24 protein-coding genes are annotated in these 22,160 nt (G+C 43.8%); 2 read left to right on the forward strand and 22 right to left on the reverse strand.

Annotated features, from left to right (window positions below):
* Positions 1-404: 404 nt before the first annotated feature.
* Entirely contained in the window at positions 405-1,247 is an 843-nt protein-coding gene (locus tag L2755_RS19680) for a 23S rRNA (adenine(2030)-N(6))-methyltransferase RlmJ (RefSeq protein WP_248982379.1), read from the reverse strand.
* Between the two features lie 1,060 nt (positions 1,248-2,307).
* Here L2755_RS19680 and L2755_RS19685 point away from each other — a divergent pair.
* The gene (locus tag L2755_RS19685; RefSeq protein WP_248982380.1) at positions 2,308-3,066 is read left to right on the forward strand and encodes a class I SAM-dependent methyltransferase; all 759 of its coding nucleotides are present in this window, start codon (positions 2,308-2,310) and stop codon (positions 3,064-3,066) included.
* Positions 3,067-3,126: 60 nt separating this feature from the next.
* Here the strand turns inward: L2755_RS19685 and L2755_RS19690 are convergent, their stop codons facing one another.
* The 5 genes from L2755_RS19690 to L2755_RS19710 form a co-directional block, all read right to left on the reverse strand.
* Entirely contained in the window at positions 3,127-4,035 is a 909-nt protein-coding gene (locus L2755_RS19690) for a cyanobactin maturation protease PatG family protein (RefSeq protein ID WP_248982381.1), read from the reverse strand.
* A gap of 15 nt (positions 4,036-4,050) precedes the next feature.
* Entirely contained in the window at positions 4,051-4,791 is a 741-nt protein-coding gene (locus L2755_RS19695; RefSeq protein ID WP_248982382.1) for a hypothetical protein, read from the reverse strand.
* A 39-nt stretch (positions 4,792-4,830) separates the two neighbouring features.
* Entirely contained in the window at positions 4,831-5,892 is a 1,062-nt protein-coding gene (locus L2755_RS19700) for a cyanobactin maturation protease PatG family protein (protein ID WP_248982383.1), read from the reverse strand.
* 269 nt (positions 5,893-6,161) lie between these two features.
* Positions 6,162-6,773, reverse strand: coding sequence for a hypothetical protein (locus tag L2755_RS19705; RefSeq protein WP_248982384.1), 612 nt, complete (start codon positions 6,771-6,773; stop codon positions 6,162-6,164).
* Positions 6,774-7,025: 252 nt separating this feature from the next.
* Positions 7,026-8,474: an ATP-binding protein gene (locus L2755_RS19710; protein ID WP_248982385.1), complete on the reverse strand. Its 1,449-nt coding sequence runs from the start codon at positions 8,472-8,474 to the stop codon at positions 7,026-7,028.
* A 374-nt stretch (positions 8,475-8,848) separates the two neighbouring features.
* On the opposite strand from L2755_RS19710, the gene L2755_RS19715 reads away from it, so the two are divergent.
* On the forward strand, positions 8,849-9,829 hold the full coding sequence (locus L2755_RS19715) for a glycosyl hydrolase family 18 protein (RefSeq protein WP_248982386.1): 981 nt from the start codon (positions 8,849-8,851) through the stop codon (positions 9,827-9,829).
* A 477-nt stretch (positions 9,830-10,306) separates the two neighbouring features.
* Here L2755_RS19715 and L2755_RS19720 read toward each other — a convergent pair whose 3' ends face one another.
* The 16 genes from L2755_RS19720 to L2755_RS19795 form a co-directional block, all read right to left on the reverse strand.
* On the reverse strand, positions 10,307-10,810 hold the full coding sequence (locus tag L2755_RS19720; RefSeq protein ID WP_248982387.1) for a hypothetical protein: 504 nt from the start codon (positions 10,808-10,810) through the stop codon (positions 10,307-10,309).
* A 116-nt stretch (positions 10,811-10,926) separates the two neighbouring features.
* Entirely contained in the window at positions 10,927-11,565 is a 639-nt protein-coding gene (locus tag L2755_RS19725) for a hypothetical protein (RefSeq protein WP_248982388.1), read from the reverse strand.
* A 281-nt stretch (positions 11,566-11,846) separates the two neighbouring features.
* Positions 11,847-12,329, reverse strand: coding sequence for an eCIS core domain-containing protein (locus L2755_RS19730; protein ID WP_346348108.1), 483 nt, complete (start codon positions 12,327-12,329; stop codon positions 11,847-11,849).
* Between the two features lie 308 nt (positions 12,330-12,637).
* Complete coding sequence (locus L2755_RS19735) at positions 12,638-12,823, reverse strand: hypothetical protein (protein ID WP_248982389.1); 186 nt, start codon at positions 12,821-12,823, stop codon at positions 12,638-12,640.
* A gap of 92 nt (positions 12,824-12,915) precedes the next feature.
* Complete coding sequence (locus L2755_RS19740; protein ID WP_248982390.1) at positions 12,916-14,388, reverse strand: hypothetical protein; 1,473 nt, start codon at positions 14,386-14,388, stop codon at positions 12,916-12,918.
* Between the two features lie 4 nt (positions 14,389-14,392).
* On the reverse strand, positions 14,393-15,070 hold the full coding sequence (locus tag L2755_RS19745) for a hypothetical protein (RefSeq protein WP_248982391.1): 678 nt from the start codon (positions 15,068-15,070) through the stop codon (positions 14,393-14,395).
* A gap of 33 nt (positions 15,071-15,103) precedes the next feature.
* Entirely contained in the window at positions 15,104-16,102 is a 999-nt protein-coding gene (locus L2755_RS19750) for a YbaK/EbsC family protein (RefSeq protein WP_248982392.1), read from the reverse strand.
* Between the two features lie 44 nt (positions 16,103-16,146).
* Positions 16,147-16,503 (reverse strand): hypothetical protein, encoded by a 357-nt coding sequence (locus tag L2755_RS19755; RefSeq protein WP_248982393.1) that lies wholly within the window; start codon positions 16,501-16,503, stop codon positions 16,147-16,149.
* Positions 16,504-16,579: 76 nt separating this feature from the next.
* On the reverse strand, positions 16,580-17,065 hold the full coding sequence (locus L2755_RS19760) for a RebB family R body protein (RefSeq protein WP_248982394.1): 486 nt from the start codon (positions 17,063-17,065) through the stop codon (positions 16,580-16,582).
* A 16-nt stretch (positions 17,066-17,081) separates the two neighbouring features.
* Positions 17,082-17,318, reverse strand: coding sequence for a RebB family R body protein (locus L2755_RS19765; RefSeq protein WP_248982395.1), 237 nt, complete (start codon positions 17,316-17,318; stop codon positions 17,082-17,084).
* A 96-nt stretch (positions 17,319-17,414) separates the two neighbouring features.
* A complete protein-coding gene (locus L2755_RS19770; RefSeq protein WP_248982396.1) occupies positions 17,415-17,681 on the reverse strand; it encodes a RebB family R body protein in 267 nt (88 codons plus the stop codon).
* Between the two features lie 103 nt (positions 17,682-17,784).
* Positions 17,785-18,051, reverse strand: coding sequence for a RebB family R body protein (locus tag L2755_RS19775; protein ID WP_248982397.1), 267 nt, complete (start codon positions 18,049-18,051; stop codon positions 17,785-17,787).
* Positions 18,052-18,075: 24 nt separating this feature from the next.
* Positions 18,076-18,354: a RebB family R body protein gene (locus tag L2755_RS19780; RefSeq protein WP_248982398.1), complete on the reverse strand. Its 279-nt coding sequence runs from the start codon at positions 18,352-18,354 to the stop codon at positions 18,076-18,078.
* A 52-nt stretch (positions 18,355-18,406) separates the two neighbouring features.
* The gene (locus L2755_RS19785; RefSeq protein ID WP_248982399.1) at positions 18,407-18,703 is read right to left on the reverse strand and encodes a RebB family R body protein; all 297 of its coding nucleotides are present in this window, start codon (positions 18,701-18,703) and stop codon (positions 18,407-18,409) included.
* A 198-nt stretch (positions 18,704-18,901) separates the two neighbouring features.
* Positions 18,902-20,221, reverse strand: a complete 1,320-nt coding sequence (locus L2755_RS19790; RefSeq protein WP_248982400.1) for a helix-turn-helix domain-containing protein — start codon at positions 20,219-20,221, stop codon at positions 18,902-18,904.
* A gap of 155 nt (positions 20,222-20,376) precedes the next feature.
* Positions 20,377-21,711 (reverse strand): AAA family ATPase, encoded by a 1,335-nt coding sequence (locus L2755_RS19795; RefSeq protein ID WP_248982401.1) that lies wholly within the window; start codon positions 21,709-21,711, stop codon positions 20,377-20,379.
* Between the last annotated feature and the right edge of the window lie 449 nt (positions 21,712-22,160).

Raw genomic sequence — 22,160 nt, forward strand, 5'->3', positions numbered from 1 at the left:
CTGAGAAGGTTCTAGGTACTAGGACGTTCGCCAGCTCACTGCTAGGACGGACTACGTCCTGCTAGGTAATCAACAGAAAACACCACTTGGCTTTTGATGTTGATTTTATGCCTTGCTAGAACCTAGAACCTAGAACCTAGAACCTAGAACCTAGAACCTAGAACCTGCTAATACTCGAGCCTAGAACCGATCTTAAAGCTTAGAAGGTCCTAGGTACTAGGACGTTCGCCAGCTCACTGCTAGGACGGACTACGTCCTGCTAGGTAATCAACAGAAAACACCACTTGGCTTTTGATGTTGATTTTATGCTTTGCTAGAACCTAGAACCTAGAACCTAGAACCTAGAACCTAGAACCTAGAACCTAGAACCTAGAACCTCTAATACTCGAGCCTAGTACGTCTGTTTACTCTGGTACTTCCTGCTTAACCACGGTTTTACCGCCATTTTGACCGATACGTCGCTCAAGATAGTCGAGCATCTCTTTGGCGATAGTATCTAATTGCCACGGTGGATTGATAATCCACAGTCCAGCGGCGGTCATGCCAAATTCGTCGCTGTCAGGTTTAATGGATTGCTCAATACGCAGTTGGTTCTTAATGCCACTTTCGGCTAAAAGCTTAAGCATACGTTCCGTTTGAGCGCGGTCAACAACCGGATACCAGAGTATATAGACGCCGGTAGAGAAGCGTTTGTGCGCCTTGATTATCGCTTTAGCAACATCTTGATAGTCTGTTTTAATCTCGTAACTTGGGTCTATTAAAATCACGCCACGACGCTCCAGTGGAGGTACTGCGGCAATGAGTCCTTTAAGGCCATCGTCCTTGAACACTTTTACGTGGCGGTCACCGGTAAATTGCTCTTCCAGTGTCAGAAAATCAGTGCCGTGCAGCTCGTGCAAAACCATGCGATCTTTTTGACGCATGTTCATATCAACGAAAGCGGGTGAGCCAGGGTAAAACTCTAACTCTTTTTTACCTTGGTTAAAATGCGTCACATCGGCAATGTACTGCACTAAAGATTCAGGTAGGTCGCTACGATCCCACAGTCTGGCCACGCCATCTAAGTACTCGCCAGTTTTTTTAGAAAACTCATCGGTGAGTGCATAACCGCCTGCGCCCGCATGGCTATCAATGTAGGCCATCGGCTTGTCTTTTTTATGCATCAATTTGAGCACTTGTAGCAATATAGCGTGCTTGAGCACATCGGCATAATTGCCAGCGTGATAGCCGTGACGGTAACTTAACATTAGGATTCTTTATTAATGATTGGGAAAGGTAAAGTATATAACATCTTGGTGCTGGTATCATCATTTCAGGATCTAACGCGGCCGCTGGAATAGTGTTGCGACACTCAGGAGGGCAGGTGCTCCTGTGGATTCTCCTCTGGCTATTCAAGCTTTATGGGAATAGGTATTTAGATGGTTAATTAGTATTTCTTATTACTCGCTTTCTATTACTGGTTGTCAGCAACAAAATCAGTACCTTGGCCAGAATTCAACAAGTAATGCAACCCTGAACGAGGGTTAGCGACAGTGATTGATCTGGTCAAATAAATTCGGACACCCTAGTTAAGTTCGTTAAGCTGCCGTATTTACCAATATCTCTTTAGATTCAAAGTCATTGGGGCTTTGATCCAGCGACCAAGAACTTGAGCACTGACTTCTAATTTTCTAGCCGCTTTTGAGATCGCACTTATTACTATCTCTTTTGATCAAATAAAAAGCTCTCGGGTAAAAGTTTTATATGCCTTTTTATGTGGAATTTCGAAGCTTAACACTTTCGGATGGTTGAAATGTAAAAGTTAATGCTGAAATTGAAATGATTTCATGTTGTTTGTTTGGGCGTTGACAACATCTCTCACTGGGATATCTTTGCTGCATGCCGAAGGTATGTTTTATCCATTTATTTAAGGGAATTAAAATGAAAGTATTAGACTTGAAAGAATTAGCTTTTGTATCAGGTGCAGGTGCTCAGCCTCCTACTGATGGCACAATCTGTCCACCAGGAGAGTATCCTACTCCACCAGTTGGCCCCATCTGTCCTCCAGGAGATGATGGTAAGGGCCCACGCTAATTCCAACGGCTTGATTAACCGTTAATGAGTAAAGCATGGCTCATAGAACCATGCTTTTTATTTGTAGTTACATTGAAAAGTTTCATATTGAGCTTATGTCTTTATATATTCAGCCCAATAAAGTTGAGTCGTTTTTTGTATGATGAATTGAGAAAGTTAATTCGATATTGCTATAGGCAGCACAGCGATGAGTGTTATTATTCCTAAGCCTATTTTCAGAAACAGAGCTTGATAGTGACTAGTGTTTTTTTCAATCGCAATTTCCCAACCTTAGAAGCTGCTGGCGAACGCTGGGGGCTAACCTATAGCGATAACGCAGAATTTGAACTGCGCTTTGAGCACAACACCTTAAGCCTTTATAAGCGTGACGAACCAAAATTAGATGGTATTAACGTTGATTTTGTTTCCGGTGCGGTCGCGCATAGACGCAAGTTTGGTGGTGGCCGCGGCCAATCAATAGCAAAAGCGGTCGGTCTTAAACAAGGGCTAACGCCTACCGTAGTTGATGGCACTGCAGGCCTGGGCCGCGATGCTTTTGTGCTTGCCGGCTTAGGTTGTAAGGTGATAATGGTCGAGCGTCATCCAGTCGTAGCCGCTTTATTGGAAGATGGTTTACGTCGAGCCTATGACGATAGCGAGATTGGCGAGTGGATGCGTGAGCGCATGAGTTTATTTCATGGTTCGAGTATTGATGCGCTAGCGGAGGCCGCTGCAGCTTCTGGAACTGAGATTGATGTGGTCTACCTTGATCCCATGTATCCCCACCGTGAAAAATCCGCATTAGTTAAAAAAGAGATGCGAATATTCCAAACCCTGGTTGGCGCCGATCTCGATGCCGATGGTTTACTTAAACCGGCCCAAGCGCTAGCGACTAAACGTGTGGTAGTGAAGCGCCCTGACTACGCAGAAGATCTTGATGGTGTAAAGCCGAGTATGGTGCTGGCTCAGAAGAAAAATCGCTTCGATGTCTATGTTAAAGCGGCGATGAAATAGCAGAGGATAAACGTTTAAATTGCTTGGGTAACCGACTCAATACAACCGATGCTATACCCACTAGTACTGCGGTAAAAAACGTTTCCATTTAGTCAGAATAAACGGGTACTCTCCGGTCACGTCCACGGTGGTATACCAGCTTTGTTTGGCACTGGTGTTGATCCCCTGATAGTTAAATATCACTTTCGATACTAATCGGTCGCCACTCCATGATGTAACCACTTCAACATTAACGAGTTGGTAACCGTTTGGATTGGGCCCACTGGGGGTCGCCTTATAGCAGAGGTCATAGGACTCTTTAAACACCTTTTTATTGTTATATAAAACATAATTCAGTGCTCGCTCTTCATTTCTCACGCCATCATTGGCATTCAGTGAGCGGATCTCCTCAACTAATTCTTTCATTTGTTGGTTTTCATTGTGAACAATGTGACTCTTATCAACGGGGGTAGACTCCGCCGGGATCAAGTTGCTCACAAGCACTCGTCCGTCTAACATCACCTGCCCCTGCAGGATCACATGCTGATCTTTTAACCCTAGGGCAGCAACAAATTGCATTAAGCTCTCATCTGAATCCGTGATCAGATTGTAGATCTCATTACCATCGACATTGCAAAACATCCAGTTCATATCTCTGGCTACATACTCATTGGCCTTATGCCCCAGCCCCTGATATAAAAGCGTATTGAGTGATGAATCTCGGTTTAAACGAGCGAGTGCAACATCATCATCTACCTCTTTAATGCTCGAGACATCAACGCCAGTCAGTAGGCAGGCCTGATAGAACTCCTTTTCGATACTTAAATTAGGAAAGTGAGCATCGATACGGCCCACCACATAAATATATTCATGTGTTTCAGCAGCAAAGCCACTTGCTTGAGTGCTTTTTGACTCATGTAGAGTGGATAAAACCCTTTGTGCTGCCACTGGAGCATGTGCTGGCTCATGCAGTTGCTTTAAATCTGTCATCACCGTCTTACCTCGTTAGGCTGTTTGGGGCAAAAAATTTCTTAAGGGGAAATTAATAAAAGGATACTCATCGGTGACATCAATACCACAAGAGTAAAACACTTCTAGGTCCTGATTTAGGTAAGTTAAAATGATCTCAATCAAGCTACGATCACCATCTTTTGAATAGTGCTGAAAATTGATCTCTGTTAATGCTCCCTTTAAATCTAAGCCAGCTGGAACAAGTGTATTAAAATTGCAAATAACAAAGTTGATGGCGCGACTAACGCTAGATACACCATCATTGGCCTTCAAGTTTATCGGCGCCATGTCCTCCAAAGGCAGAGAAACAATGTGATTGCAGAGCACGGTAGGTAGGTGAAGATCATTTTGCGTTTCATCAGCATGGTTCACTCCCAAAGCGCCGATGATCGCCACCTGTTGTGAAGATTGACTTTGTTTGAGAGCAGCGATCAAAGCATCGAGCTCATTGTTATATTTTGGCAGTAACATATAAGTATCAACATTATTGATGCTAAATACCCAGCTCGCCTTCTCGGCAATATATAGATATGGCCGAAAAGTCAGCGCCTCATTATGGGCCGGCGTCGATGAATAGCTGAAGACGCCATAGTAATCATTTTCGGGTAGATCTAATTCTTTTGCCGCCGCCTCAAACTCTTTTTGAAGATCCCGCGTAGCAAGAAACGGCCGCAAAGATCCTATTGCATAGATGTGTGAGAGTGAGTTAGGTGCATCAACTGTCGTTATACTCATGATCATTTCCTATTTAAAAGTTATCTATCTAGTTATTTATTATCCAGTCATCAGGGTTAATGGCATAAAGGCTTGTAATGGCGCATTAACGAAAGGAAACTGATGAGTGACATCGACACTGCAATGATAGTACTTTTCTCGCCTAGAACTTTTGCTCTTATACGTGAGCACAAGGTCAACAATGACATGAGGGGAGGCTAAATCTGAATAGCTGGCTTTCACATCATTTAAGAAGTAGCTTAAATCATTAGCGCTGGGGCCATTTTTCAAGGCATGAGTGGTTAAATAGATATCTGGGTAGCGGTAAGCGAGGTAATTCTTCGCTCGACTGAAATTGCCTCGACCATTATTAGGCTGATATTCAAGCCCCTGTAATACATCTTGAATGACAGAGGTCGTAACCCCTGTTTCAGCTTTCAACTTCTCGTGCAAGCTGTCGAGCGTTTGACTAAACAGGTTATTACAAATCACCTTAGGTAAATTAAGCTCTTGCGATAATCCACTATTATCAATAACGCCGATAGCCGTCGATAGCACTGATAGCAAGCTGTTTTCTGTAGGTTTTAGTGCTTTAATGAAACACATTAGCTCTTGTTTTGACCTTGGCAGTAATATGTAGCTGTCTATATCATGAATGCTCAAAACCCATTTAATTTGTTCGGCAATATAGAAATAGGGGCGAACGCCATTTGCTGGGTCGATGAAACTCAGCACAAGATAATAATCGTATTCGCTGACTTTTAGCGTGCGTGCGGCGCGATAAAATGCCTGTTGTAACCCTTGATTTGGAAACACGGGTTTTAATACACCTACCGCATAGATATAGTTGTCAGTGAGGTTATTAAATGACAGCTGAGCGACGTCCACATCTTTAGCGGGCAATGCATGTTCAATACTGGCACGTTGCAATGGCTTTTGCTCTGCGGTAACCGGAGCAGCCTGCTTGTTACTAGCTTGCTCCCTCAATGAGTGATGACCAGCGAGATCAGCTTGAACAACTTGTGTTGCTTGATCCACCATATCTACAGTGTCTACTTCAGGTGTTGATTCTGGCAAGGTGCAGCCTGAGGGACCTGCACCAACATCCGTATGCTGCGCCATATATTGCTCTCCTAAATAGCGATGCTATCCAATTCAATTCGTTTTTGACTAAGCAAGCATTAAAAAATGGTTATGGCCTAATCTTTATGGCACCACTTTATCCATTTTTTAGAAAATTAAATTGGTCAAACTACGGCGTAGGTAGATAAAACAAGGGAAGGTATTGGTAGAAATGATGAATGATCGAATATGAAGCATTGTCACTATATTGTGATGGAAGGAACAGGCCAAAAGCAGCTAGATTGAAGGCTTAGGCCTGTTAATAATACTTACTGCGCGCTAACCCAGCGTATTTGACAAGCACTACTATTATCACCAATAGTAATGGTGGGAAATGTGTGGCTCGGTACTGATGATGTGCCACATGAGACAGCATTTAACACGGTAGAGCCGTTTTTTATCACACTATTGGGCGAACATTCACACCCACCGCCACCATAATAGCCTACGGAGTATCCTGCGGAAGCAAGTTCACTAACTAGCAGCTCTCTATCAGCAGCATCAGAAATAGAGTTTTTGAAATCGTTCTCATCAAACCAAACGGTTATGTCTATCGGTAGCGCAAAACTCTGTAATCTTGTGACTACGCTCAGTGCGCTTTTTTCTTTGCTATTGTTGAATTTAACCAATGGCATCATAGCTAAATCACAGCCACTAGAATCTGTTATCGATATTAATTCCGGGATGCTAAAACCTGATAGTGTCTCCGTGGTACTCATATCTATTTCTCGTAGACAAAAATTATAATCTGTACCTTGGCTATTTGCCTGAATATAGCCTTCTGTCACCACCTGATTAGCGATGAACCCCAGTGCATCTGCTGACGCCTTGTCTGTTTTAAAATTTAACCTTGCCGCAACTTCTGTTAATAAATTTCCCATTAGATCACCTCGTCCTTGTCGTTGTCATTACCCGTATCTTTAACGGGCGTCTTAAGTTGATTGCTTCTTGACCTTGCGTAATTAACTATAAACATCAGCGGTTATACCAACTAGGTACATTCTAGGTCTCGATGAGTATTTTCTCGGCTGCTATTGGTATAACTTCGCATTGATTTGGGCTTTTAGACTAACGCATGAACTAATCAGCAAAATAGTTGTGATAACTGACAACATTTAACCAAAAAAATACGCTTACCAACGAGGCTGAGTACTGCTGCCTTGCTCTCTATCTATCCCCTGTTGGAGATCCCCCAGGCCTATCAATGTGCGACCTTCCGCAATGGCTTTTAACGATACGTAGCGGATCACATTCATGATGGATGCACCAGACAAGCTGCACCTGAGTGCCAAGTCTTGTAAGTCAACATCTTGTGCAAGCTGCGTCTGTGGTGAAAAGCCATTGCGCCAGATAGCCAGCCTTTGCTCGGCTGCTGGTTTGGGGAAATGGATCACTGATTCGAAACGGCGAAAGAAGGCCTCATCCACGTTATCTTTATAGTTAGAAGCAAGGATCACTAACCCTTCAAAGCGTTCAATACGCTGCAATAAGTAAGAAATATTTTGATTCGCAAATTGATCGTTAGCACTACTGGTTTGGGTGCGTTTACCAAACACCGCATCGGCCTCATCAAAAAACAGGATCCATTGATTTTTCTCGGCCAAAGTAAACACTCGCTCCAGGTTTTTTTCGGTTTCGCCTATGTATTTGGAGTGCACTCTCGACAGGTCAACCTTATAAACATCTTTGCCGAGCCGCTGACCCAATACGCCGGCGGTCATGGTTTTTCCGGTACCTGAAGGGCCATGAAATAGTGCCCGATACCCAGGGCGAATGCGGTCGGCCATTCCCCAACTGTTTCTCAGCGTTTCGCCATGTTGCGACCAGGCGTGAATATCGTCGAGCTGACGCATTACCGAATCCGCTAGCACTAATGAATCTAACGAATGCGAGGTGACTAACTGCGCCGGAAAGTTAGCGCCTTTGGCTGCATGATACGCCCCGCTAATCGTGAGCAGAGTCATAGGTTCTGCGGCCAATATTAACTGCCGTTTAAAAGGGTTGCTTGTGGCAGGCTCTGGTTCATCGAGCAGTTGCATAACAGCAGCTTCGCCCGGAGTTAATACACTGATATTCCCCGATTGCATGGCCGACAGCAGGCGTTGTACTTGCAGGCGTATTTCAATCGACTCACCTCCGAGTAAAAAAGTTAAAGTGTCCCCGTTGGCCACGACTGCTCCCTGATACTCTCCGCCGCCAAACTCGCTATAAGGACGCTCGATATTGTCATTTCTCATCAGCAGAACATCGAGCACTTGGGGCTTAACAATCGGCATCAAGGCTAGCGCCAGTAACAGTTGACAGGAAAAATCGAGATCATGCTGCTGAACCCATACCGCCAACGTTCCGCTATAACTAGCGATATCAGGCGGCGTCACTTGATAGACATCAGTAAAAGGGCACTCTTGAGCGAAATGTAACTGCAAGCGGGTTTGAATAACCGCTTCACACCAAGTGGCGTAGGCGTCAAGAAGTGCCGCATTACTTGGGGCTGATGGGCGTTCAATATTCGGTGTCAGTTGATGTGATGAAAAGCGCTCATCGGCCTCTTTTCTATAGGGAATTACATTATCGTTAATCATCGGTGCCTCTCTATTGCCAGTATTATGCTAATACCAGTATGTACATAAACAGAGAGTTAGCCTTGGTAAAATTTGTGGCTGAAGAGGTAAAAGTGCGCATAACGCCCCTATTTTTTTGGCCGCGGCCGCTGTCATTTGGCTTGGAAAGCTTTAGTGATTTAAGATGCGACAGCGTTGACATTCACTTTATATGGGGTCTAAGTTCTACTTATATAATGGCAAGATGGCTAACGACACTAGAATTATCCTATTTACCAAATCACTTTATTATTTCTCTGCTACAGTTATATTTCTTTCCAACTAAGTTGAATGGAACTCTCTCAGTGCAGGGTTGAATGTAACTAACTCAGTACTTGAATCACAAGGAACAGATAATGAAGAGAACTAAATCGCGCTGGCCAAATAATGCTGTAGTGGGATATATCGATGCTAGCGCCTTAGGAGCTGTGGCAGCGATTACTCAACAGCAAGTGCAAAGTTATGATGTGATCATCTTTGGTTTTACTGCCGATGGCCATGTTGATAATGAAGTGCTCAATGCCATGAAAAAAATTAAACCATGGCAAACTCAAGGAACACTCAATTTACTCTCTCTTGGTGGCGCTGCCGCCCAGGGGCTTAAGTTAGATGAAATATTAGTGAATAATTTGCTTGCCTCTTTACAAGAATTTGGCCTAGACGGTATCGACTTAGATATTGAAGATCCCCAGATTCCAATCAATACTCTGCAGGAATTTACTCACAATTTAAAAGAGGCATTAGGAGGGGAATACTTACTAACAACCGCTCCTATCCTTGCCGGAACGCCTGATGCACCGACGCTCAATATACCTAACGGAGGTCCGAGCATGGCAGCTATTTATGCTACCGCGGTGTTTGATGCGATTCTGGTACAGGCCTATAATTCAGGACTAAATTTCACTTATCGAGATCCAAAAGATAATACGCTGGTGAATGAAGCTAACCCTGATATTATCCGCGCCGCTTATAATAGTTTGCAGCTTCAAGGGAATATTTCCAGTGCAAGTCAAATAGTCATCGGCATTGCGGCTAATGCCGGTGGTGCACCGACGGCTTCTAATTTGTGGAATGTAGACAGTGATAGTGCCATTGCAGAGGTTACTAACAGCGTGAAGCAAAATCTGGAAGATATTACCCTAGGTAACTATCGGATCAACCCAGTTCAGTTCGGCGGGCTTATGACCTGGAGCTTAAATACTGATGCAATGCCATCAGCATACACTCCTAGTGCAGGATATAAAAATGCCCCTCCGGGGTATTTTGCGCAGAATGTGGCTCGCTGGATGCTGAATGATCTTTCTACGGTTCAGGTGAAGGCTGAATCGCTAGCTTAGTATCATTGCATTTATTAATGCTAACGGTTTTGACATAGTTAGCTAAAGCGAAACTGAGAGTTCGTAATGTTTTTTGCGAAAGTACTCAGAGAGTAAACAGGAGTCATTACTGGCTTCTGTTTAATTTCTTTGGCTTATTGCTAGCTCTTACTACTAACCAGAAATAAGAAAACCCCATCAATTACCCTATTTTATATATGATATTCTGCCACCCTTTATTTTCAATTCGCAGTCGCTTCGGCATAAGCAAATCCATTGAGAAAGGGGACTTTTAACGCTAGACGTGATTAAATCATTGCTCCAGTGATTTGACGTTTATTTACTATTTTGGGTGTCTTGGTTATTTATCTGTTGTTATGAGATTTCAACTTATAAGTTACGATTGTCCTTCTCCTCGTATTCCATTTTATTACCAATTACACAAGAAGATCGTATTTAATAATCACCAGCTAAATAACCATAAAGCTAAATTATTCTTTACTGATGCTCTTCGTTTTGTCCTAGGTAATGTGGCATATCACCAATAGCCAGTTGCTCCTCTATACCGTCGCCGTCCGGATTATGTTCTGGTTCTGGGGAAAATATCATAGCCTGGTTAGCAATGTGTTCGAGAAAAGCCTCCATATTTTCTCTATCCTCTTGGGAAATCATTTGTCCATAGACTTCGATGGCGTTATATGGATCTATCTCATTGCCTAAATCTAGAAAGTCTTGATATGTAATATCCCCATTTTGCAATTTCTGTAATCCTTCATCATGCAAGCGTACGAGTTTTTCCTCTAACTTCTTATAGGCGGCTTCGTACGGCGTAGAGCTAGTACTCGTTAATTGCACTAGTGATGTTGTGTGTACATGTATATCATTACGATACCTATTATCAACAACCCCCAAACGTAGCAGATTCCTACTTTTTTTCTTAGGAACAGAATTAGCAGCTCGCCTATGTTTATTCTCACTTGAATTTTCTACTTGTGCATACATATCTCAAACCTTTTATATATTGACTTTAACGATTGTTATGGGCTTTTGAAAATTGCAGACGTTGGAAGTCCAGACAAATGTAAAGTAATCACTTTCATTTCAAAAAAAAGTCCATTTTACAAGAACGGAATTTTTCCTTTAATATAATCTTTTACAGTCTTTGAACGCGATGACGAAGTTTTGATTGTCACTTCAAATTCCTTACTTTCCTTTATAAATTCTAATAGCTTGTCATTGCAATGACATGAAGCTGGTGCGTATCCGTCGCTTGTAAAACCGATTTGACGTCTCTCTCTGAGATCACCATATTCAGCAACACGTTGCTCATACACCTCCTTTAATTTGTGATATGCATCAGACCTAAGTTCTATAGCATTATCTTGTAGATGTTGTTGGTTATTATATGGTTCAATACTGTTTATCCCGATTATATAACTGCTCTTCTCCGTTGGTCGGTCTACCTCTTTTGTTTTTACCGACCAAGCGCCATTTTTAGCTTCTATTTCCCAGCTTTCCCAAGCATTGTCGGACCTTTCAACCGTGAGTTTACAGAGGTTTCTCGCTGAGCCCCTCGGGTATTGAGACTGTGAGTCTAATATAGGTTCATGGACATGCACCCTTATATATTTGACTAATGGATATATCATGCGCAGCTGTCGAACAATCGGATAACAATTTCCTACCCTTTTATCATGAAAAAACGGATTGGCAGTTTTCCTGCCTTCATTTACGTCTTTTTTTATTTTTATATACATATCTCAAACCCTTTCCACGTTGGAATTTAATTACTGTTATAGGCTTTTTAATTGCCTATAACATGGTGGCAAAACCACCATGGACTATATTTCAATTATCTCGTTATCATCTTATGGTCTTTTAACACCTCATTCGGGTGTTATTGAACCACACTAAACATCAATTTCATCTAATGGCGAACTTATATTACCGAACCCCTTAGTCGTCATGTGCGTATAAATCTCAGCCGGTTTCGAACCGGAATGCCCAATCTAAATCCTTAACTTTTAGTTCCTAGCCCCTAGCTCCTAGCCCCACCAACGGCCAAGGCGCTTTCCCCTAGTTCTGTTGCGTGCTGCTCCAGCCTGGGATCGTCATTGACTGCGACGCCATTCACTACCGTGGTGGGTACTACCATATCCAGCGCTTGCTGTACCACGTGGCCGAGTTCATGGGGTAGGTGGCTCTCTTGGCCCGGTGCGAGGAAAATATCTTCCCCTTGAGCGTAGGCGTGGGCCTGTACTTGGGCCGGTTTGCGTGAGTTATAGTGCACCCGTACCCGTTGCAGGTTGACCCCTGATATTTTTTCCATCCCCCGTCGCAGGCTGGCGGGCAGGGGTTTAATTGCCAGCTTAGTGCAGGGCACAGCGCTGCTGCCTACTGCTCGCTGAGCAGGGTTGCTTTCCATCAGTGCTTTTTGAGCCAGCTTTCTATAAGTTAATGCCTGCTGACAGCGGCCGTTTATTCGATGATTTGCCTGCTTCAGATATTGCTGTGTTTGCATGTGCTCTGCCTCTTACCTGCTACTTTTTGTCTGGCTATTGTTTAACTTCATATTAATTAACTGCTATCTATGTGAATTAACTTTATGCCTATTTCCCTTCGCTGACTTGGTATAAGGCGCGCTTTTATAGGGAGAAGCTGGCTGGCGGTGGGTAAAACGGGTTATTTCGGTGCGGTATATTTAATGGAGTTGTGGGCATAAAGTAATGGGCTTTAACGTCAGAGAGCACCCTCTTCATGACTGGCTAGCATTAGGCTACCAATCAAGCTCTCAATAAATGATTAAAGAGGGTGACTAAAAACGTATGATTACTCTGTTGCAACAACAGCTTGTAAGGCTTGTTGCTCAGCTTGATGTACGGCTTGGGCGACATTAGTGGTGCCAAAAATCTGCTTAGCGACCGATTCATCGGTGTACTCAACGGCTTGGGTTGCAGCCAGTTCTTGCTGAACGACTCGTTGTTGCGCATTCGTTTGTTGGTTTTCTTGACTCATGATGGTGCTCCTCAGTGAATATTGCAGTGTTAATGCCAGATGTGGCGGGTCCTCTTTTTAGGTCGCGACTTCGCGGCCTATAATGAGTCGACTTACGCTAACGTTGTAAAGCTTCCCTCAACCCATACATCGTTATTAGCGAACAGATTAATCAGTTCATGGGGGCGCGAGTTGGCGAGTTCGCTAAAGGACGCTTCCCAAATATTGCGCTGGGAACGTACCTTGATCACCCGGTGCAGATCACGCTGCCAATTTATCGGCAGGAAGATACATTTCTCAGTATCGGTTTCGCCATAGAGGCGATCTTGGCTAGATAGGTAAACCAAACGGCGCCTATCGGTTAGTTGTAGCTCAGACTCGGTGACAAGGTAACTTATACAAGAGCGCAGCCAAGTGGGCAATGGGGTTTCAAATAGCGCTTTATCGGCTGCAGTGACAAGTTTTCGCTGCTGGGTAGAAGCTGCTTTATTGCTATATGTCGATTCAACATGGACTTCGCTATGGCGTAAATGTTGCCAAGTCGCAAATGCATCAACGCCTAAGCTTCGATACGCGGTAGTGACGAGGTCTTTAGCTATTAACGGGATCGGTGATGCCCCTTGCTGATTGAGAAAATCATTTTGGTACTGTTTTAGCATCGCCAAACGTGCCAGTACTAATACGGTGCGGTTTAACCCCAGCGTGGCTATCGTCATCTGCCCGCGTGACATCTCACGTTTGCTCGCGGTGCTGGTTAACCAAGCATGAAAGGCCTGCTCAACTGCGCTCTCGGTGAGCAATACACCGGCTTCGTCCACTTGATTGGGGATGGCGCTAGGGCTTCGCCATAACAGTGCTTCGATGTCTTGCTTGCTAAGCTTTTTAGTGTCGCTATAAAATGCCAGTACTTGGTCGAAGGCGTAAGCGTGAGCATTGCTAGGGTTAAATCGAATGAAGTCTCTTGGGTTGTCCTGGTATGGATTGACCAGTACGGCTTTTTCTTCCTCTAGTGCAACCTCTGGGTAGCGCTGACCTGCTACTGTAAATGTTCCGGCTTTATGGGTGACGTCACAGGCTGAACAAGCATACACTAGGTTTTCTTGCTGATAGGCCAGTGAAAAATAGGGAGAGCATTCATGGTGTGGATGTGGACTTACGTGCTCAACATCCGCTAAATCGAGCAGCTGTACCGGGCGATAATGGCTAATATGACCGCTAGCGGTTGGCATCAGAAAGCTTTCACAGAAACAGCAACATCCCTGGCTCAGCTGTTCGAAGTGATTCTTAAGTGTCTCACTTGCGTATAGCGCAGGGTCAAAGGCCGCATAAGTGAAACCGACCACAACGAGGTCATTATCTGTCGCACTAGACTCTTCTGTGCGCTGAGTCATCACCAGCAAATTATCGACAAGATCGGCGGCGTATCCTTCTTGATTGAGCTGTGAGCGGTCTTTTTTTGTTAGGGTGTGATACTTAGGAGTATTGCTTAGGCGCTCAACCAGTTCATTCATCTGCCTGAGTGCCATAGTCTGTTTCACTTCGGTATCAGCGCTAAGCTCGATACGTGAGAATGCTAGCGGGATCATCTATCTACTTCTCCTGATGAGCATGTGTTAAGGGCGACTCTTGCTCTGATGAACTATCTTCCGCTTGATGCTGCTGCGCCATATTTGCCCCACTCGATTCTTGCTCTTGCTCTTGTTCTGTTTTCTCAACCATTGACGCTGCTGTATTGGACGCTGCTGCGAGGATGTGTTGCTGATAGGCTTGTTGTTGCGCCATGAGTTGCTGCTGCATATCTGCCGCGGTTTGACTTATTGCTTCTTGCCTTGCCATGGCTTGCTTTTGCTGGCTTTCATGAGCTGATAACACCTTGCTTTGGTACTCGTCGCTATCCTTTTGCAATTCATTCAATACATTCTGATTTGAGGCATTAATAGTCGCTTCAGCTGCAGCGCTAGGTGAGAGGGCTTCCTTTTGAGGGGAGTTAGCCACATAAGCCTGTTTCAACCCCGGGTGTTGCTGCATTAATCGCTGTCTGGCTGCATCAATATAGTTTGATGTTTGTTGTAGCGAATCATTGATGGTTTGCATGGCATTCGCTATCACGGTATCTACATTATCAATCATGGTCTGCGGATCGACTGGCATCGACATCTCCCCCAAGCTTTGCATTGCCTGTTGACGGTCATGATCTCCTTTAATGGACGAGGTTGAATGTTGCTGATTACCGCGATTCGATACCTTGTTGCCGTTGCTTGAGTTCATAACATGTTCCTGATTTTTCAATCCCAATATGGCCTAGCCAGCGGGTAGATCACTGTAAAGGCTTAAGCAGCCTATATTGTTGACATTTAACATCATCGTTCGCTGTGGAAGCGAGTATATATAGTGGCGGCAAAGCCCTGCTTGGTTGACATAACTGTCTGTGGCCATTTTTTCGCTAAGCAATGGTTGCAGTTGTTGCAGGTATATTGTTGCTTCTTCGCTAATGCGGTCCAAATCTTTCAAATTGATATTCATGCCGACACAGAGTAATCCGGATGTTAAGCTGCTAAAACCAAGGTTGCAGCCTGATTTATTCCACTGTGCGATGGCACTTTGTAGATTTAGCGGATCCAGTTCATAAGTCACCAACGGGCAGTCTAGGTTATTTAAAACGACGTTGATCAACAGCGTGATAAGGGCGTCGATCTTAGACTGATCGCCATCGGTATATTTATAAAAATGAAGATATAGGCAGTAATAGTGACCGAATTCCGCCAGTGTTTGCGCTCGCATAAGCGCCCATTGCGCCGCTGCTGTTCTTATGTTCGTTTTTTGTTTCAATACATTGTCAACATAAGTCAGCGATTGGTAGCACTCAATGGTATCGTTGAGGCCCATATTCCACCCCACTGGCACCGCGAGTTTATGCTCATCAAAAAACTGCTTCACCTTGTTTAATTTGTCATTACTGATCAGGTGATAACGCCGGCTTATCTCAGTGGAAGTCGATGTATTGGTTGAACTTTCATTAGACAGGAGAGCAAGGGTGTTCTCAACGCTCAATTCCATGAGCTTTTTTATCTCTAGCGTCAAATTAGCTCCCGGCAGAGAGACGATTGACGTGCCCGATAAGCCAATGCCAAGTTGCTCAATTAACTCGTCTTCAGAGGCAAAAGATAATGTATTGCTTTTATTCGCTAAATTAGCTTTTACCCAGGGTGTTGCATTAGGGATCATCGTCAGCAAAAGCTGATTTTTACCTGTTAACTGATCGACTGATTGCATGTCGGTCTGCTCGATTTGAATCGTCATATGTTGCTCCTATTCTCTCTTCACCACCTATTGTTTTAGCTTGCCTACAGACCTTTAGAAAACTCTTCAAGCACCTGGCTGGCACCTGCACCAACAGTGGTAAAGTTTGTGGTACTGTGCTGCACTAAAGTGTTCACTTCCTTTAGAATGTCTGCATATGGATCCGTCTGACCGGTTGCCAACATTTGCGACAAGGCAACTCCCATGGCTGTTGTTGCCATGGTATTGATATTTCTTAGGTTATCCGTCGCATCTTGCACGGCAATAGCCGAGGATTGTGATATTGACTGCAGCGCTTTTCCCACACCAGACGCTTTGATCACATTGCCTGTCAATGTTGCCTCTTGTACTTGATTTAGCGTTTCTATAATCTGAGTGTTCACATGTTGTTCACTGTCCATTGTACGTCCCCTGTTTAGTTGTTAATTCTATCCCGTTGAGTGTCGCTTTTTCATCGATAAGCCATATTTGGGGGGGTTATACAATTTTATCAATCCGGTCTTTTAAAGATTTAACAGCCGCTTCAAAGATTGGTTTTTCGGCAGCGACTATTGATGTTTCAACTTGAGAAAGCGCCTTACCGAACGCATCGAAAATCGATGACTGTGTAATCGATTTATTTGACTTTCTCAGCTCTGCAATAGTCTTAAAAGCTAATTCACTTTTGATCTTTTCCTCTGCGAGTTGCAGCTTTTTCAGCTCAAACTCAAGCGCTTGTTTGGACTTAGTTTCAGGAAGTTGCACTGTTTCTGTACGTAACATTTTTGCACAGCTAGCATTAAGTGCTGCGCCTGCTGATGTTTGCGAATTCTGCTGCGCCGTGACCGCATTGAACATCGACATGCCAATGGTTTCTGTTCCTGTGACGTCCAGCATTCCCATCGCCTGTGATGGTGCACCGCCAGTGAGTAATGTATGGATCTGGCTGACCGAGTCGGTCACTTGGTCGTTAACTGAGCTCATATTTTCTCCTAGATTATTATTTATTAGCAGCCTTTGAACCGTTGACAATACCAGCAGCTGTTGCGCCTAATATCATCACACAACACTGGTTCACACATGCGTTTTGAATAGACTGCGAATGTGCCTCATTGCTGACAGCATTTGCCATTAATAAGCCGATCGTATTCGCCATTACCACGTCGGTTATCGCCATTGAGAACGACGGTGCAACCGCAATGTTCTGCTCATAATCTGCGGTAAACGGAGTGGCCATTTCGACTTCCTTTACTTATAGCTTTGCCGTTAGGCTATTTAATAAATTGGCGATATTGGCTGGGTTTCCCAATCAATATCGCCAGGGGTATTTACCTTATTGGTAAATTCTCGCAGAACCTACCGCAGCCGCCGCAATATCGACCGCAAACATGGTATTAACACCTTGCACCAGCGCCGCTTGAGCTGTGATCCCATTATTTTGCTGGCCTGTAGTTGCATTGTGAGCCGCATTTGCCAGCGCTTGACTGGTCGCGAGCATAAAGTTACCCGTAGCCACGGCGGGTGCATCACCAAGAACTTTGGTGTTGACCTGCGAAATTGAATCGGTGATTTGACTGTTTACTGCTGTTGGAAATGCCATAGTTTATTCCTTGTCAACTATTGATGTAGAGCGGCCTTCATGACCGCAAGTTTGTCCGTCTATCGCGATGTTACATCTATGCTTTCGAGTTTTTTCAAACCTTTTAAGCAAAGATCTTACTGGTCGCAACAGCCGTGGACGCGGTATCGACTGAGTAAAGAAGACTTACTCCTGCCGTGGTTACTGCTTGCGCTGTAATGTTTGCTTGTTGCTGTGCCGTCGTGGCATTGTGCGCTGCATTCGCTAAAGCTTGTGAAGTTGCTTGAAACAGGTTTCCCATAGCAATGGCAGGCGCAGTGCCTAGCACTTCTACATTGACTTGTGTGACCGAATCAGTAATTTGACTATTGACCGCTGTCGGAAATGCCATAAATATGCCTCTTTATGCTTTTTATCAGCCGTTTAGGCTATTTAAGATACTTGAGGTCCCTACAGCGGTTGATGCGGTATCAATAGAATACAATGTAGTAACCCCCATCGTTGTTGCGGCCTGAGCAGTGATTGCAGACTGCTGCTGAGCCATTGTTGCATTGTGGGCTGCATTGGCTAAGGCTTGCGAAGTCGCTTGAAATAAGTTTCCCATCGACATAGCGGGTGCATCACCTAATACCTTTACATTGGCTTGAGTGACGGAGTCGGTAATTTGATCATTTACTGCTGTTGGAAATGCCATGCTTGTATCCTTTTATGAGTGAATGTTGAGCGTAAGTGTTGTTACCCGCGGGTTACCCCAGACCTGGTACTTTCTTAGGGGGGGGAGTTAAAATTGCTTTAGTTCCCATTGCTGTGCTCGCCGTATCGATTGAATACAGGGTGGTCACGCCCATTGTCGTTGCCGCCTGCGCGGTAATTGCAGACTGTTGTTGCGCCATGGTTGCATTGTGCGCTGCGTTACCCAGAGCTTGCGATGTGGCTTGAAACAAGTTACCCATCGACATCGCTGGCGCATCGCCCAATACTTTGACGTTAGCTTGTGTGACTGAGTCTGTGATCTGGTCATTGACCGCTGTTGGAAATGCCATAGTTAGTGCCTCATAGTATTTAGTCCATTAGTACATCGTATTTTGTTGCTATAGCTTGGTTTGAAATAATCGCTTCAACTCATCTCAAACCATGCCGATATATTAAGTGGTTAAAACCAATTAAAATTGGTAGTAAATCGTTGTTGATTGGTAACAACTCGTCGCAGGTTGGTATAACCCCTTTTCGATGGACTAATGTCAATTTTGTAACTGTAATAGCGGGTGAGCTAAGTCATCAACCAGCGCCAAGAGTTCAGGGCTAGATTCTGATTGACTAAACTGATCTCGATAAGCACCAGGGCTAACGCCAACCGTGGTTTTGAATTTCCGCACAAAAAAACTCAAATCTGAAAATCCCACATCGTCACAGACTTGTGTTACGTGCCTATGTGGGTTTTTAGAGAGTATTTCCATCGCTTTTACAATTCTCAGGCGTAATAAGATCTGCTTAAATGACATCCCTAAATAATGCTTGAACAGGTAGGACAAATGAGAAGGGCTCATGCATGCATGCCTCGCCAGCTCTTCCATCGTTAGCGGAGTTTTGAAGTTTTTATATAGATAAGTAATGGCTTTGTTCAAGCCTGGATGATTCTTGGCTTGATTGACTGCTTTCTCTCCTTTGCTTAAAGCAACAAGATCCTGTTTATGGTTAACAGATAAAGCAGGCGCTGTTGTGAAGACTCGTTGATTATCGACTTTCAAGTAGGGCTTGATGACTACTTCTCGCCGTTGTATTGCGTCGATGCTCCGTCCGTTTAACGGTAGAGGTTGCCTCATTGATGGAAAGCAGTTTACTAGCACTTCCCGATTAATAATCGATGATTCACCCTGCACCGCCAATTTATCAAGACACCTTTTCAATTGCTTAGCGTTTTCAGGCCAAGAATAACCTTTCAATACATCCCAAGCACAAGGTTGAAATGACAGCTTGGCAATATTTGCATCGCTTAATTGATACGCTTGCACAAGCGCATTAATGTCTTGCTCGCGGTTAGCAAGGGTGGGGAGTTCAATATTCAGACAATGGTAATGAAGCCAGCTTAGGAAATGCTCTCCTAAGCATCCATTGCCACTGTCTACGAGTTCGGCGTCGGTCATTCGCGTATTCGAGCTGCTGGCAATGAGGCGGATCTTCACAACCGATGCGTCAGCGCGCTGCCAAAGGCCTTTTAAGAAGCTAGCGTTTTCTCCTGCCAATACATCGATATTTTTAATGTATAGACTTCCTCCCTCTGCTGCGAATAAGCTTTCTTCTATCTGAGTAATCAGCTGTTTCTGGTTGAGACTTTGACAGCATACGCTGATAAAAGGAGCCGCCATTGTTACACTGCAATCGTGTAACATTCGGGCTGCGATTTCCTTGCCAGTCCCTATTTCTCCAATAATGAGTACTGGCAGCTGGCTTTTCGCCATGGATCGTAATCTCTGTTTAGTTATTTGTATAAATGTGCTTTCCCCAACCCATGATTTTAGCGCTAGATTATTCGTGACTGATTCCATTTTTATATCGTTCATCCGTTTACCCTCTATTTAGTCAATTGCTAGAGAGGTAATGCGAAGTTACGACATACAATGGCTAAATCAACCAATCGCATCGCCTCTCATAGGGCAAATTAACGAAAAAGGACAAGCAAAAACGGATCACTTACGGATCACTTACGGATCACTTGCTATGCTTGCAAACGACATTTATGATCTGGATAAACCAAATTATTGTTACTGTCACTCATTTGTGATTTTACGATCTCCCAAATCAATGTGTGACGAAAAATGTAGGCTTCGGACCGTGGATAAAGAAATCCAACACGCACCAATTTATGCAGCAAGGTAATGCTTGGCTTAGATAGTTTGGATGTAAAAGATTCAATAATATCAGTGCTAACGGAAGGGCCTGAAGCTGCTAAAAACTGTAAAAGTCGGTATTCAATTTCAGTAAGGTGTGTTGACATTGTTTGAACGTTGTTAAAAAACTCTTCAGGAAAATCCAGCGCCGGTCTTTTCGATTTTATTAACGCTTTTAGTACCGAGGGATTGCCTTTCGCTCGCTGAACAGCCATTTTTTTGTGTGTATCGTCAGCCATTGGCTGAAGGTGTTTCGTGTTTACCTCGGCATTTGCCAAGGCGTCCATAGAATCAGGCTGTAAGGATTTAAGTTGGATTGGATGTGAACTATGGAGCCAATCAGGCAAATAGGTAAAACGAAAGACATCGGTGAGAGCGAAGATAATGAGCACGGGTTGAATCATCATATTTTTGGTAAATATTTGCATGACCCTAAGTTGGCGCTCTTCTAAGTGGTGTAAGCCATCAATTGCTATTACAGATACTGCTCGTTGTTTGAGGTTTTGAATCAGCACCATCACCGACAGTACTTCAACTTCATATAATCGAGTTTTACTCAAGCTATTTAGCGCTTTCGACTCTGGCTTATTTAACTCCGTCCCAGATAGCTGGAGTAAATAAAAATACACTAATGAAGATTTTGCAATCGCTTTAATTTGGCTGCGTAACCGCTCGTCATCGCACATTTCAGAGGTATCCAATAGGGTACAAATAAACCTACGAAGAAATGTGTTTTGGTTAAGGCCACATAAATATAAAGTTCGCCGATGACTCTGTTCCATCCTCGACAAAAAATGACGCACTAACGTTGTTTTCCCAAGCCCCTGCATTCCATAGATATAAGCTATTTGTAAGCTGGTTCTCGATTGCATCTGAAGCTTTTGTAGCTGGGATAGCTCCCAATTTCGCCCTATACAAGACTTAAATTGAATAGGGCCGTTTGCTAAATATCCCCATAATGATAAAGGGGGTTCGTCTATCAAATCTTCGATGGTAATGTTGAAAAACTCGGTCAAGTGGATAATAGTTCTGAATAGAATATTTTTTCCAGCTTCTGCTCTTTTAATTGAGCCAATTGATACTGAAAGCCTGCGCGCCCTGCACTCATCGGCTAGTTTTTCTTGACTCAGACCGTTTTTTTTCTTAACAATTTTAAAGTGCACTTATTAAGTGACGCACGTCCATGTGGTAATTTGCTCATTTTCCTACTTTCCATATACCAAAAGATATATACAACTAAATACACGCAAGGAAAGCAACAAATTCGCTACATATTATCATTTCTTATGAATTGGGACTTTGTAACAAATAAACGTGTGTAGTTTATTGTGGAGGTTGATCAAGCTAGCCTTGCCTGAACCCTCAACGCCCAATGAGTCACTATCACTGTTTCTTGCCAAGGATATACACCTGTTCGGAATCAATGCTGATAATATTAATCTGGCTTAGCAATTAGTGTAGGCACTCTTATGAAGCGAGTCATGCACCGAGCAATTGAGTTTGAAGTGGCATAGTTAATTTGGCCACCTAGTTAGAGGTTGATATTATAGCCTCATTATTATTTAGGTGATCGTATGACTAAACGTATAAAACGTAATTTTACACCCGAATT

Origin of the sequence: Shewanella abyssi (genome assembly GCF_023284025.1) — a bacterium.
In the GTDB taxonomy this organism is placed as follows: Bacteria; Pseudomonadota; Gammaproteobacteria; order Enterobacterales; family Shewanellaceae; genus Shewanella; species Shewanella abyssi.

Excerpts from the sequence above, each read along its gene's own strand:
- L2755_RS19790 (WP_248982400.1), bottom strand. The coding sequence starts at position 20,221 with ATGAACGATATAAAAATGGAATCAGTCACGAATAATCTAGCGCTAAAA.
- L2755_RS19740 (WP_248982390.1), bottom strand. The coding sequence starts at position 14,388 with ATGATCCCGCTAGCATTCTCACGTATCGAGCTTAGCGCTGATACCGAA.
- L2755_RS19780 (WP_248982398.1), bottom strand. The coding sequence starts at position 18,354 with ATGGCATTTCCAACAGCAGTAAATGATCAAATTACCGACTCCGTCACT.
- L2755_RS19690 (WP_248982381.1), bottom strand. The coding sequence starts at position 4,035 with ATGACAGATTTAAAGCAACTGCATGAGCCAGCACATGCTCCAGTGGCA.
- L2755_RS19765 (WP_248982395.1), bottom strand. The coding sequence starts at position 17,318 with ATGGCCACTCCGTTTACCGCAGATTATGAGCAGAACATTGCGGTTGCA.
- L2755_RS19710 (WP_248982385.1), bottom strand. The coding sequence starts at position 8,474 with ATGATTAACGATAATGTAATTCCCTATAGAAAAGAGGCCGATGAGCGC.
- L2755_RS19720 (WP_248982387.1), bottom strand. The coding sequence starts at position 10,810 with ATGTATGCACAAGTAGAAAATTCAAGTGAGAATAAACATAGGCGAGCT.
- L2755_RS19760 (WP_248982394.1), bottom strand. The coding sequence starts at position 17,065 with ATGAGCTCAGTTAACGACCAAGTGACCGACTCGGTCAGCCAGATCCAT.
- L2755_RS19715 (WP_248982386.1), top strand. The coding sequence starts at position 8,849 with ATGAAGAGAACTAAATCGCGCTGGCCAAATAATGCTGTAGTGGGATAT.
- L2755_RS19750 (WP_248982392.1), bottom strand. The coding sequence starts at position 16,102 with ATGACGATTCAAATCGAGCAGACCGACATGCAATCAGTCGATCAGTTA.
- L2755_RS19785 (WP_248982399.1), bottom strand. The coding sequence starts at position 18,703 with ATGGCATTTCCAACAGCGGTCAATGACCAGATCACAGACTCAGTCACA.
- L2755_RS19735 (WP_248982389.1), bottom strand. The coding sequence starts at position 12,823 with ATGAGTCAAGAAAACCAACAAACGAATGCGCAACAACGAGTCGTTCAG.
- L2755_RS19695 (WP_248982382.1), bottom strand. The coding sequence starts at position 4,791 with ATGAGTATAACGACAGTTGATGCACCTAACTCACTCTCACACATCTAT.
- L2755_RS19725 (WP_248982388.1), bottom strand. The coding sequence starts at position 11,565 with ATGTATATAAAAATAAAAAAAGACGTAAATGAAGGCAGGAAAACTGCC.
- L2755_RS19700 (WP_248982383.1), bottom strand. The coding sequence starts at position 5,892 with ATGGCGCAGCATACGGATGTTGGTGCAGGTCCCTCAGGCTGCACCTTG.
- L2755_RS19705 (WP_248982384.1), bottom strand. The coding sequence starts at position 6,773 with ATGGGAAATTTATTAACAGAAGTTGCGGCAAGGTTAAATTTTAAAACA.
- L2755_RS19775 (WP_248982397.1), bottom strand. The coding sequence starts at position 18,051 with ATGGCATTTCCGACAGCGGTCAATAGTCAAATTACTGATTCGGTCACA.
- L2755_RS19745 (WP_248982391.1), bottom strand. The coding sequence starts at position 15,070 with ATGAACTCAAGCAACGGCAACAAGGTATCGAATCGCGGTAATCAGCAA.
- L2755_RS19680 (WP_248982379.1), bottom strand. The coding sequence starts at position 1,247 with ATGTTAAGTTACCGTCACGGCTATCACGCTGGCAATTATGCCGATGTG.
- L2755_RS19730 (WP_346348108.1), bottom strand. The coding sequence starts at position 12,329 with ATGCAAACACAGCAATATCTGAAGCAGGCAAATCATCGAATAAACGGC.
- L2755_RS19755 (WP_248982393.1), bottom strand. The coding sequence starts at position 16,503 with ATGGACAGTGAACAACATGTGAACACTCAGATTATAGAAACGCTAAAT.
- L2755_RS19770 (WP_248982396.1), bottom strand. The coding sequence starts at position 17,681 with ATGGCATTTCCAACAGCAGTAAACAGTCAAATCACCGATTCAATTTCG.